This is a genomic window from Methanocalculus pumilus (genome assembly GCF_055382585.1).
In genome coordinates, this window is sequence record NZ_AP042393.1 from 1,387,133 (window position 1) to 1,399,251 (window position 12,119).

The window sequence follows — 12,119 nt, forward strand, 5'->3', positions numbered from 1 at the left end:
TATGCAGGTGTATGCGGCACTGACATCAGGTGGAAAGGATTCCGTCCTCTCTATCCAGCTTGCACTCGATGCCGGGCTAGATATCGGATATATCGTCTGTGTCCGGCCGGATAATCCGGATTCCTATATGTTCCATTCATCAAACCTGGATGCGGTCCGACTGATCGCAGAACGGGCCCGGATGGAGTACATAGAGATTACAACCCACGGTAAAAAGGAGGAGGAACTGGTCGATCTGGAGAAAGGGCTCTCTATTCTTCCAATCGAAGGCATAGTTGCCGGTGCAATCCAGTCGAAGTACCAGTATGATCGGGTCGGCGCCATTGCCGGGAGGCTGGGGCTTTCTGTCTTCACACCTCTCTGGCAGAAGGATCCGGAATGGATCATGGATGAAGTGGTACGTCGGCTTGATGCTATCATCGTGGTCTGTGCAGCAGACGGGCTGGGTGAGGAGATGCTTGGTGCCCATATTGATGCCGGACTGGTAGAGAGGCTGAAGCAGATATCAGCGAGGAACCGGATACATATCGCAGGAGAGGGTGGCGAATACGAGACCCTTGCAATAAACGCACCCTTCTATAGCACCCCAATCGGGTGGAGCGGCGAGGTGCGCAGGGTTTATACTGGCAGAAGTGAATTAATTCTCAACGGATTGTGGTAGTATGGCTCCGGGGGGCGACGTCAGGATCGAGAGATTATCGCGGTTTATCTTTACCGCCCCCTCCTGGCCACGATCCCTTCTGATCATTATCATTCTCGGTTTTTTAATAGACATTACATTAATCCGGGCACAAGAGCCGATCTGGTTCTTCGGATCCATCGGTTTTACTCTTCCAGCCCTCTTTGCCTTTTATTTTACCCGCCAGTTTATCCAGTTATCAGGAAAGAAACTGAGCTGGAACAGATCCGGGCTTCTTGCCCTGGCATCAGTGGTTATCGGGATCATTACAACGGCCTTTGCTGTTATCGGTGTTGATTCAGGGTTCTATCTTCCGATAACCTATGCAACCGGCCTTGGCATGATCCTCTCGCTCCGGATGCCTGTTCTTGTCGCTGTTGCCGATTACCGGCTCAGGAGAATGATCATTCCTGCGGCACTCCAGAGCCTGTTTGGGCTCGGAGCCGGATACTATTATTTCGGGCAGGAATTTGTTCTCTGGGCAGGCGGACTCCTGATCATCTTCGGAATCGGTAGCTCAATATTCATCTGGCTCATTGACAGGCCCCTTAAGCGGGCTTTTGGACTTTCGGGACTGAGCTTTCTGAATGCGTTTATTGCCCACATGACCGATGGATCGAAGACACTTGAGGACTTCTTCTGTGAGATCGGAGAGGAGGTAACGATTCCACAGGTGAGCATCTTCTTTTCCCGTGATGGTTTGGGTGATGCGATACTCACCATACCCAATGTCCATCCCGGACCACTGGGGGAGACAGGAAGTGCAAACCTCCCCAAAATCATTCACGATCGGTTTGATGAAGAAGTCTTTGTCGCCCATGGATGTGCAACCCATGATTTTAACCTGGTTTCAGAGTCAGAAACCGATACGCTCATTGAGGCGATGAAGAATTCCCGGAAAAATCTCTCGTTCTCCGAAGGGGCAGGCAGGCCGATCAGGATACGGCATAAAAGTGTCGAGATCCTGACCCAGCGGTTCTCTGACTCGATACTGATGATCTCCACCCGTTCACCTGAAAAGACAGAGGATATCGATTTTAATATCGGGATGACGATCATGGCCGAGGGGCACCGGTGGTTCCGTGATGTTGCCTTCATAGATGCCCACAACTGTATGACAGATGTCTCTTCCCCGGTGCTGCCCGCAACTCCTCTTGGAACCGAATACTACCGGGCAGCCCTCGCCGCGATGGAGAAGGCGATAAAAGAACCGCTTCTGCCGTTCTCTATTGGGATATGCCACCGTCGCCTGCCATTTACACGAATGGAAGGATTTGGCGATCTCGGTATCCAGGTGTTAGTGATGAACGTTGACGGCACAAAATGCGCCTACATTCTCTTTGATGGCAATAATATCCAGAAAGGGGTGAGAGAAGAGATACGGGATGCAGTGAAGGATCTCGTTGATGAATCCGAAATTATGACGACAGACACCCATGTTGTCAATACCGTGAGCGGGAAGAATCCGATCGGCCATATAATTCCCGTCTCTTCGATCATTCCCCATGTCAGATCTGCTGTTCTTGAGGCAGTTGCCGATCTGAAGCCTGCGAAATCAGCATCTGTGACAACATGGTGTGAAGGACTCATCATCTTCGGCTCTCACCGGATTGCACAGTTTGCAAGCACCGTGAATGCCATGCTGGTCTTCATTCCCCCCTTAAGTCTCGGGATGCTGATTCTGGCATTTATCCTCTCCATCCTGACCTTCTCTGTCATCGGATTATACTGGTGACCTGAGGACCTGATGAGGTTGTGAAGAGATGTTCCGAAGACCTTTTTAATGAGGCAGGCATATTATTATAAGCATTTCAGGGCGTTTGTATTCGGGGCGGTTTCTCTCCCCACAGGTGCCAGATAATGCAGTCAACAGCGCCTCAGTGGCTTAGCCCGGCATAGCGGCTGACTTGTAATCAGCAGGTCCCGTGTTCAAATCACGGCTGAGGCTTCTTATTTTTTGTTTTTGCTTCTTAAAACAGAGTTATTTTCGTTTGTTTCAGGATGGAAAAGATCGGCTTTCCGGGGACGATGTTTTCATCTCCCTGATGCCGCCTCCATAAGAGTAATCTTTGAATCTGAATGCTCCGAAGTATATGTTGAAGCGGACATCTAAAAGGGGCCATAGTAAAAGAGCCTGAATACTCTGCATAAATGATGAAAAACCTTTAGATTTGAGTAAAGTCACGACGAGGAGATCATTAATCCCAGAGGGGGTACTCCTCGCCGGTATCTGTATCTGCTACAGGGGCATATAATCCTTTGCCTCTATTATCCTCTTCTAAATGGTTCTAATTCAGAATCCGCACCCTCTGAGGCAAAAGAGCTGAATTAGAATCCCTAAAGGCTAAAAAGAGTCAATTAGTCCGACATTCGATCCCTTCTCATCTCTCTCCCGGCAAGATAAACACTCACTCTCACCGTCCTGATGACTTCTGCCTCTTTTCAACCCTGCAGAACATCCATGCCGTCAGCTATCGTCGTGTGCATCACCGGGAGCGATTAGGATGTACTCATGAAGTAATCAGGATACTCCTTCCTCTGAACCCATGCCAATCAGATAGAGCAGAACCGAAAGACGATACCTGTTCCGTTCAGTAACACCTGTAATCTGGCGGTTTCCATCTTCGGTGAGAATATTGAATAAGCCAAGTGACTGTATCAGAAACGCCGCGGTTGGAGATTTCAGGGGTTTATTATCGATATAGATCCTGGGCGGCTCCGGCAGGTTCCTGATATTCATCCGTGCGATCATCTGCAGAATCCCCATCACAAGATACGAGACATACAGGATCGTCATCATGGCATCGATCCGTTTTGGGTTATTCAGATAGATCCGGTCTGCCATAACCGACCATTTCATTGTCCGGAAAATATTCTCGACAATGTGCTGCTGTTTGTAATGCTTGAGCACGGACCTGTCATCCATATCCGATTCGTGATGATTTGTCAGGAGAGCGAATGTTTCCTTCTTCTCTCTGAATTTTCTCACGCGTTCATCGTGCACACAGATCTCCTTCACCCGGACATGGTAGACCGTCCACTCTTCAAGAGGTTTCGTCTTCTCTCCCCTCCGCCCCCGCGGCCATCGTTGTTTTGTCTCGGATTCGATCTCGAGCACTGGTTTTACAAGCAGTTTCCGGGACTGTTCGTGCAGTTCTTCAATTGCCCTCAGTGCATCAGGTTCACAGGCAAATGGTGTTTTGAACATCTTCTCCTTGATCAACTTCTCCAAATCAGTTCTATCCGTCTCGATCTGGCTCTGCACCCGCTCATCTGCTGCTGATGTTTCATAGACGACAACTGTATAGGGCAATCCATAGATTTCAACCTGAAATCGCTGTGAACGGTAGGTTGCCCGCTTCCCTGCCTCCTCCTCGGTGCAACATTGACCAAGGTCTGTCCATTGATTCCGTTCACGGGCAATCGATCGGTATCGTTCAGCAAGTTTCCCTGCAAAATTCGCTGGAATATGCGATATAAACCGCACTTCAGATCCCTGCCGGTTTAAAACCTCCAGATTGGGACGGTTGAGGAGTTTGGAGTCTGCAATATAGGTATGGTTTCTGAACTCTTCCCCGAAGATCTCCTGTAGAACGGTGAGCGCTTCCAGATTCCAGACGGAGTCTGCATAATTTCCATTCATGGTTCTGCAATACCGGATCAGTCCATTGCCATCTGAGACGACTCCTGTCTGAAAGATCCTGCGATCCTTTCGACCGGTTTTGTTGAGGCCAAAACAGATTGTTGGACCATGAGCATCTGGTGTTTCATCGAGATCATACTCGCCACAGACCTCATGTGATGTGACATCACTATGGAGGATCAGTGATTGTGGGATGTCGTAGGTGGCATAGGCCCGGAGAGAGAGCTGTTGAAAGAAGTTTGAGGGACATGCTTCTGCGAACTTGTCTAGGAACCTTCCGAGACAATCGTCAGTGAACGATGTGGCAGGTATGGCCGAACCAAAGATCAGTTCTGTGTCGATATCTTCGAGCTGCTGGCTCACATGAACCAGTGCAACACGTTGTTTGGTGGAGAGAAACGGTAGCAGGACAAGGGCGAGTGCTCGGTTTCCCGGGCTGATTGAACATTGATTGGGATCCCAGGATACCGTTTCGTTTACCAGATCAACAAACCCGATTTTATCGAGGATTGATCGAACAACCAAGGCAATGAATGGGGTTATCTGTGTTGGAGAGGGTGATTCCGGTATACGATCCACCAGATCACTAAGCTCTTTGATCGGATTGGTGACACTCATTTTGGTTTTCGGGTAGAGGCGATCCATTTTGGTCAGGCCATTCTTCTCCCTCTGTTTTGGCATGAAGGATATAGAATGAGGATGAATTTATAGTTAATCATTATGTTGGATAATAGTTGTACTAGTTGGTACATTATTAAATGAAAATATAATTAAATGTGAATTGTGGATGGGGTGCGGATTGTGCATTCTAAATGACTACTTAAAGAAGAGGAGATTCTGCGAAAGAACGAGGAGCTTGCGGCAGCTGAAGAAGAGATGAGGTCACAGCTGGAAGAGCTGATCGAAACCCGTGACGCCCTCGAAGAGTCAAGTCAACTACCCCGCCCTAAACGGCGGGGCTTGCAATAGCGGTGTTACCACAGACATTGCAATTTAATGTGCACGAAGGTTGCTCGTAGTTGAGCCTTATTCGTACCGGTCGGTTGACACGACCGCTACTGATTATCGGCGTCATAACCGAATCACCAGCTACATTTCTCAAATGGTTTAACGCACCATTGACATCCGCATTGATCACGATACCGGAACTGCTCTGGTACAGTCCCCGGCTGATACGACGGCATCTTCCATACCATGGTTTCTGGATCGGATCGAGTGCCAGGGCATCAACCTGAGATGTGTACCGTTCATCATGGGAATCGTCAAAGTGTATCCCGAACAGCTCGCATTTTGACTGTAATTTTCGTCGAAATTTCGCATAGGGGATCTGGACGAAATTCTGGTTGTTTCTCGCACCATGATTGATCTCTTGTTTGATCCCATCCCATGTTGGCACAATAATGGTACCGATTTTGTGGTCACATGCAAATTTGATAAGATATGCGACGAACCGGTTCATCGCCTCATCGATTTTGTTATTTCGTCTGATGAGGAGGCGTGACTGGCGGTGCGTAAACTCCTCGGTTAATCCCTGTTTATCTTTAATCGATTGTAATCGGGCGTTTTCTTTGTTGTACCACCGGTTGATTGATTTTAGATACGTACCATCGATAATCGAGGCAGTCCCGGTAGCAGTGTCAACGATTGTTGCAAAATTGGTAACGCCGAGATCAATTGCAAGATAATGGTCAGGATTAAGACGTGTTGGTTGAAGGGGAACCGTATACGCAAATTCGATCGTGTATACCTTCCCGTTATGGTGTGGCACAATGGTCACCTCACGGATCTGGTTTGGTTGAATGTGTGGAGGGATTTTGAATGTAAGTTCTTTCCCGGTTAATCCATGCCGTTTTTTAAACATCCGTGACATGCCGAGAGTGACATATCCATTCCGCATTGTGATATGCGATGCAGGAAATGCCAGTTTGTACCTGCCATTTTTGTCCAGATAGCGTGGAGGTCGTGGTTGACTGCTGAGTTCGCCACAGTGGTACATCCGCATGAGTGCAAAATACGAGGTGTACGCCTCTTCAACACTCCTGATCGTCTGTTGAGCAACATCACTATGGAGCAGCGGATAGTTCTCATTCTGGCGTGATTGGACATAATTTGAAACATCTTTGTAGGGAAAGTCTTTCTTCCGGGTATAGGGGAGAAAGGAACCGATACAGATAGTGATGCTGGATGCAATATCCGGTCGAACCGTTCGAAAGATCGCAGCGTTTTCACAATACTCCTGGTAATGTTGCCGGGTATTGTACAATGCAACATTGTACAAATTCTTTGAATGGTATGCGAGTGTGTCAATAATATGATACTGTCGTTGTGGCAGTCGCAGATAGTTTGACACCGTTCGAATTACCATTTGATGCATATGGGTTGTACTACAGGATATGGGTTATGGTTCAATTATGGGCGATTCCTCCCCGGCATGAATGCCGGGGTCTCCTCGCCCTTTTGGATGAATACCTAAATATCCTGATATCATATGCAAATGCACCGATCATTGTCTGGGATCCGGACTATACCATTACCCGCATTAACCATGCATTTGAGATGCTGACGGGAACTGTAGCAAATAAATCCTGTATTTTCAGAATTTATGCATAACTATTACCTGAGAAATGAATTGATGAGTGAAAAGACAAAAGTCAACTTTAATTTAGGGACTTCGAAAAAGAGGTTGATCCATAGAAAGATATATACACGATTCAACGTGATAGCTATATTGTACATGCCAACTACACACATTGTTTTTGTGGGAAACCAGAAGGATCGCCTGATCGAGTCGATCAGCGCCCTTCGTGAAATTCCTTTCTCAAAACTCTTTCTTATCGTTGGGGAAGATAAAAATAAAGCCAGTGAGCAGAATATCAGAAAAATTGCAAAGCAGATTCAGACCGAGCTGAAGATGCTCTGGGATATTGAGATCCGGGCAGTTGACAAGCAATCTCTTCTGAAGGCAGCAAATCAGCTCTTCAAGATGATCACTGAAGAGAAGATGATTGGAAATGATGTCTTCCTCAACACATCCGGCTCAACCCATACCTTGTCGGTTGGTGCCTATATCGCTGCCTGCATGACCGGATCAAAGATGATTACAGCCATCCCAAAATATAATGACATGGGAGAGGAGATCGGAATTGAGGAGGTCATTGAGATCCCGGTCATCCCGGTGGATTATCCAGGTGAAGAACAGCGGCATATCATCACTCTCATTGGAGAGGGGGTCGAGTCACTTGACAGCCTCATCTTCATGATCACCCCTGATATCGAGAAGGACAGCAAGGAGTTCAAAAGCGAGCGTAGCCGTCTCTCCCATCACCTCTCAAAGCTTGAGGAGTCCGGGTTCATTAAAAAGGCAAAGAAAGGGCGTAATATCTCAATACGGCTCACTGAACTGGGAAGAATGCTCGCAGACATGATAAATTCAAAACTTATATAATCTCTTTTTCCCTCCACCACAGTATACCACTCTGATTCCGGGGTTGTGTCAGTATCTCCCTGTAAATTAGGCAAGACCTGTACCTAACATCAATTCGATCTCTTCTATATTAAACATTATGTGCAACAATTGACTGTCGCAAAGTCTCTGCCAGTACAGCGGGCTATCCTCACGACAAGGGGGTGGGCTCACCCACCCCCGACCACATGCAGCCACAGGGCACCAGTCACCCGTCATTCCTTTTCTGCAGGGATTCAACGGCAGTTCGTGGACAGGACTATTGAACAGCTGCAGGACATTCTCTGGGCGATCTGGTCATCTCATCGACAGGAGGCGATATCGTCAGGTATCGTTTGCCACAGAGCCAGTCTTCATTGATATCAATCAGGATCGACCCTATAAGACGCATCGCTGAATCACCATTTGGAAACGCCCCAATACTTCGTGATCTCCTCTTAATCTCAAGATTCACGCGTTCCAGCATATTCGTTGTCCTGAGACGTTTCCAGTGCTCTTCAGGAAACGCCTGGTAGTTGAGAAGGTCCGTAGAGAACCGTTCAAGACTTGCCGCAGCACTCTTGTATCCCATCTCTTCCAACTGTTGTATGGCACTCTGGAGAGCCTGGAAATCTCCCTGAATTCCATTTCTGACAATCTCAACAACGATTTTTATATCGCACCTCCTGATCCCCTTGGATTTGATGATCCTGTGCATATGGACATGACACATCTGCCAGCTAGAACCGAGAAAAGCTCGTTGAACTGCATTCTGAATCCCTGTGTGTCCATCAGAGATGAGAAGTTGTACTCCGTGGAGACCACGCTCCTTGAGCATCTCAAAATGTTCGTACCAGAAGGCTTCACCTTCGCTGTCCATCAGGTCGATACTGAGTATCTCACGGAACCCATCCTCCCGGATCCCGGCTGTGATGAGAAGAGCCTGAGATACGACACGGGTACCGCGACGGACCTTGAGATACGTTGCATCAACGATTAAATACGGGAAAGAATGCTCGATTGGACGATTTCTGAATTCTTGTACAACACCGTCAAGTTCCTTGGCCATCCTGGAGACGGTATCCGGACAGATGTTGGTGATCCCGAAGTGTTTCATCGTTTCATTGATCTTTCGGGTCGAGACACCGTTGATATACGACTCGGTGATTGCAAGAATAAGAGCGCGTTCAACTCGTGAGTATCGCTCAAAGATAATTGTCTGGAATGGCTTCTCACGAAACTCAGGTTTTTGAAGCCGTATGTCGCCGTATCGTGTTTTTAAACCTCGTTCTGAATACCCGTTCCGTGTGGCAGTCCGGTGTTCAGAACGCTCATAATACCCTGCTCCGGCTTGCTGCTCAGCCTCACAGCGCATAACCATGTTCATGAAGGTGGTCAGCAGGGTCTGCATTGCACCGTTTGGATCGGAAAGATAATCTTCTGCTAAATCGTATATATCCATGGCTCTGTTCCTCTTTTGTAATTCTAACTTGGTACAGAGCCTTAATTAAATTTACAGGGAATTACGGATACTATCGATTCCGGACTCTTTGGACTGGAGAACATCACAATCAGGATGATTCTATGAATGTCAAAAATGGTGATCAGAGTACTCTTGCTGAGATATCCAAAGAACCCAGCAAGGCTTATCACCCCTTCAATCCATGACTCCGCATGGACTATCGAGGGTACTTTCTCCTTCTTCTTTTGATCTGCTTCATTGTAGCCCGGCAGGTTGCCGGATCAGATCAGCTCTCTGTGCAGACAACCAGGCCGGTTGACCCGGAAGAGGTCGAGGCGTTTCTTGATGAGATCATGCCGGCAAACCTCGCACTCTAGAATGTGCCGGGGGTAACGATTGCGGTTGTGAGAGACAGAGAGTTCGTGATCGTGAAAAGGTATGGGTACAGCGATCTCTGGGCATACACATACATTTATAGAATGTCCTGACAGAATATGATCTACGATACCATTATGAAATTCTCTCTCATTGTCGAAAAGGACGAGGATGGGGGTTGTGTCGTGGAGTGTACTGACCTGCCGGGATGTATGAGCGAAGGAGAAACGCTCAAAGAAGCTATTGAAAATATCCATGAAGCAATCATTGGCTGTCTGAGCTCGAGATTAAAGATGGCATCTGAGAATATCCAGATCAGTTCTCTTCCATCTCATATGAGTATCGATCTTGATTCCTCTGGAATACAATATACCTAAGCTCCCGCGAGCAAACGCAATTAAACACATCGCAGCTTTCAAAAGAGCAGGATGGATTGTGAATCATATTGAGGGGAGTCATCATATCCTCATAAAAGCTGGTAGCCAGATTCATCTCTCAATCCCTGTTCATGCCGGGAAAGAACTACTAGGTATTGGCCTGCTGCGCAGACTCATTGAGAAAGCGGATATGACTCAGGAGGAGTGTTGCATGTATTTCTCAAAGAAAATATGACTCTTATCCACGCAGCAAAACCAAAACAATACTTTTGTCAACCTCGGTCTGGAAATCCACAATTGCGTCAGGATGAGATTCCCCAGTTTGGTTAAATCACCCGGAAGGATTCGTATCTTCAGGCGATATCCTTATACATCTATACCTGCCTTTCTCAGGAATGGTTATCCTGATGACAGCGGAGAGAAGAGCACAAGATGAGCTTGCCGAAAGGATCAGATCAGATGCAACCGCACGCGATGACGGCCTGATCATGATGCAGGGGTTCATCCATCATCTGGCCGATTCCAACCTCCTGAAGCGATGCGGAGAGGAACTGGCAGAGCATTTCAGGCACCTCTCCCCGACAAAGATACGGACCGCCGAGGTGAGTGGGATACTCGCGGCACTCCCCGTCGGAATGGAGCTTGGCATACCGGCATTAATCGCCAGAAAAGAGCTCCCGAAGACGATGCAGGGACCATTTTTTCACGATAGCCTGCATTCACGGACAAAAGGACATAAGACGGATCTCTTCATCCTGACGGAATACATTGGGAGCCAGGACCGGTTGCTGATCATCGATGATGTGCTGGCACGGGGGGAGACTGCCGCCGCACTAATCAGGGTTGCCGATTTGGCGGGTGCGGAGGTTGTTGGCATCGGGGTGCTTGTTGAAAAGGTATTTGAGGCAGGGAGGGATCAGATCCGGGCAGGAATCCCGGTACATGCTCTTTGTGCAATAATGGGGGTTCGCGGTGGACGGATATTGATCGAAGAGGATGATCGATAATCTTTTTCGCGAAAAATGCAGGAAAAGAAGATTATAGATAAGATAGAAGGATGACCTGCCTCTACCTCTCAACCACATGCACAGCCGAGGCCTTGAAAGATGCACAGATCTCAGATCCCACACTGATCCCAAGCTCCTCGGTTGCCTTCCAGGTGATAACGGCGATGAGCTGTACCCCACAGTCAAGGATGAGGCGGTTTAATGGTCCCATCGGGATGATCTCAACCACCTTTCCGGGGAGGACGTTCCTGACACTTGTCGCATGTTCGCCTGTACAACTGAGGGCAATATCCTCAGGCCTGAGGAAGAGATGTACATGAGTTCTCTCTGTAAGCGGGGAGATCGCATAGAGACGCGTACCATCTGCCTCGATAGTGGCAAGGCCGCCGTCTTTTGCAGTGATGGTACCTTCGATAATATTCTCAATCCCGACAAAGCGGGCAACGTAGCGATCATGGGGGGCCGAAAAGATCTCGCGGGGGGTGCCGATCTGGGAAAATACTCCATTCATCATCACCCCTATCCGGTGTGCCAGCCTCTGCCCCTGGACCATATCATGTGTTGACATGAGAATGGTGATCCCATAATCCCGGTTGATCTTCTTGATCAGATCCTCGATCATCTCCACCGAGACCGGATCGAGATTTGCTGTAGGTTCATCAAGAAGAAGAAGATCCGGATTTGTGACCAGTACCCGTGCAAGCGCCACCCGTTGCATCTCCCCACCTGAGAGCGTCTTTGCCTTCCTCTCTTCAAACCCGGTGAGCCCGACAATCCCGAGGGCTTCTGTAATCTTTTCCCTGACTTCTGCCTCCAAAATCCCCCTGAACCTGAGGCCGATGGCAACATTCTCGTACACGGTTGTGTTGAAGGTTGCTGATTTCTGGAAGACCATTCCCATCCTGCGGCGTACCTCAATTGATCCCGCGGAGGTAATATCCCTCCCTCCGAAGATGATCGACCCCGAAGTTGGCGTCTCCAGGAAATCAATAATCCTGAGTAATGTCGACTTTCCAGCACCCGAAGGGCCGATGATCGTAAAGATTTCACCCTTCTGGATCTCAGCAGAGACTCCCCTGAGCACTTCGGTGTCACCGAATTTTTTGGTAATATCACACAGTCTGAGCATCAGGA

Annotated in this window: 12 protein-coding genes and 1 tRNA gene; 9 read left to right on the top strand and 4 right to left on the bottom strand. The window is 48.2% G+C overall.

Annotation, left to right across the window (positions count from 1 at the left end; genetic code table 11):
• Position 1: 1 nt before the first annotated feature.
• The 3 genes from ACZ44I_RS07320 to ACZ44I_RS07330 all read left to right on the top strand — a co-directional run bounded on the left by ACZ44I_RS07320 (position 2) and on the right by ACZ44I_RS07330 (position 2,627).
• Positions 2–661, top strand: a complete 660-nt coding sequence (locus ACZ44I_RS07320) for a diphthine--ammonia ligase (RefSeq protein WP_464551216.1) — start codon at positions 2–4, stop codon at positions 659–661.
• A 1-nt stretch (position 662) separates the two neighbouring features.
• A complete protein-coding gene (locus ACZ44I_RS07325) occupies positions 663–2,414 on the top strand; it encodes a DUF2070 family protein (protein WP_464551214.1) in 1,752 nt (583 codons plus the stop codon).
• Between the two features lie 139 nt (positions 2,415–2,553).
• Positions 2,554–2,627 (top strand) — tRNA-Thr (locus ACZ44I_RS07330).
• 573 nt (positions 2,628–3,200) lie between these two features.
• On the opposite strand, the gene ACZ44I_RS07335 is transcribed toward ACZ44I_RS07330, so the two are convergent.
• Together ACZ44I_RS07335 and ACZ44I_RS07340 are read right to left on the bottom strand one after the other, a co-directional pair.
• Positions 3,201–5,003, bottom strand: a complete 1,803-nt coding sequence (locus ACZ44I_RS07335; RefSeq protein ID WP_464576449.1) for an IS1634 family transposase — start codon at positions 5,001–5,003, stop codon at positions 3,201–3,203.
• Positions 5,004–5,268: 265 nt separating this feature from the next.
• Entirely contained in the window at positions 5,269–6,687 is a 1,419-nt protein-coding gene (locus tag ACZ44I_RS07340; RefSeq protein WP_464551211.1) for an RNA-guided endonuclease InsQ/TnpB family protein, read from the bottom strand.
• Positions 6,688–6,722: 35 nt separating this feature from the next.
• Here ACZ44I_RS07340 and ACZ44I_RS07345 point away from each other — a divergent pair, with 35 nt between their 5' ends.
• Complete coding sequence (locus ACZ44I_RS07345) at positions 6,723–6,932, top strand: hypothetical protein (RefSeq protein ID WP_464551209.1); 210 nt, start codon at positions 6,723–6,725, stop codon at positions 6,930–6,932.
• Positions 6,933–7,056: 124 nt separating this feature from the next.
• On the top strand, positions 7,057–7,767 hold the full coding sequence (locus ACZ44I_RS07350) for an HFX_2341 family transcriptional regulator domain-containing protein (RefSeq protein ID WP_464551208.1): 711 nt from the start codon (positions 7,057–7,059) through the stop codon (positions 7,765–7,767).
• Positions 7,768–8,044: 277 nt separating this feature from the next.
• Here the strand turns inward: ACZ44I_RS07350 and ACZ44I_RS07355 are convergent, their stop codons facing one another.
• Entirely contained in the window at positions 8,045–9,226 is a 1,182-nt protein-coding gene (locus ACZ44I_RS07355) for an IS256 family transposase (protein ID WP_464549371.1), read from the bottom strand.
• A gap of 212 nt (positions 9,227–9,438) precedes the next feature.
• Here ACZ44I_RS07355 and ACZ44I_RS07360 point away from each other — a divergent pair, with 212 nt between their 5' ends.
• The 4 genes from ACZ44I_RS07360 to xpt all read left to right on the top strand — a co-directional run bounded on the left by ACZ44I_RS07360 (position 9,439) and on the right by xpt (position 10,985).
• Positions 9,439–9,603 carry a hypothetical protein gene (locus ACZ44I_RS07360; RefSeq protein ID WP_464551206.1) on the top strand — a complete coding sequence of 55 codons (165 nt, stop codon included), beginning with the start codon at positions 9,439–9,441 and terminating at the stop codon, positions 9,601–9,603.
• A 117-nt stretch (positions 9,604–9,720) separates the two neighbouring features.
• Positions 9,721–9,978, top strand: a complete 258-nt coding sequence (locus ACZ44I_RS07365) for a type II toxin-antitoxin system HicB family antitoxin (protein ID WP_464551204.1) — start codon at positions 9,721–9,723, stop codon at positions 9,976–9,978.
• A gap of 58 nt (positions 9,979–10,036) precedes the next feature.
• A complete protein-coding gene (locus ACZ44I_RS07370; protein ID WP_464576451.1) occupies positions 10,037–10,213 on the top strand; it encodes a type II toxin-antitoxin system HicA family toxin in 177 nt (58 codons plus the stop codon).
• A gap of 160 nt (positions 10,214–10,373) precedes the next feature.
• On the top strand, positions 10,374–10,985 hold the full coding sequence (gene xpt, locus ACZ44I_RS07375; protein WP_464551200.1) for a xanthine phosphoribosyltransferase: 612 nt from the start codon (positions 10,374–10,376) through the stop codon (positions 10,983–10,985).
• Positions 10,986–11,046: 61 nt separating this feature from the next.
• On the opposite strand, the gene ACZ44I_RS07380 is transcribed toward xpt, so the two are convergent.
• Positions 11,047–12,114: an ABC transporter ATP-binding protein gene (locus ACZ44I_RS07380; protein ID WP_464551198.1), complete on the bottom strand. Its 1,068-nt coding sequence runs from the start codon at positions 12,112–12,114 to the stop codon at positions 11,047–11,049.
• Positions 12,115–12,119 lie beyond the last annotated feature (5 nt).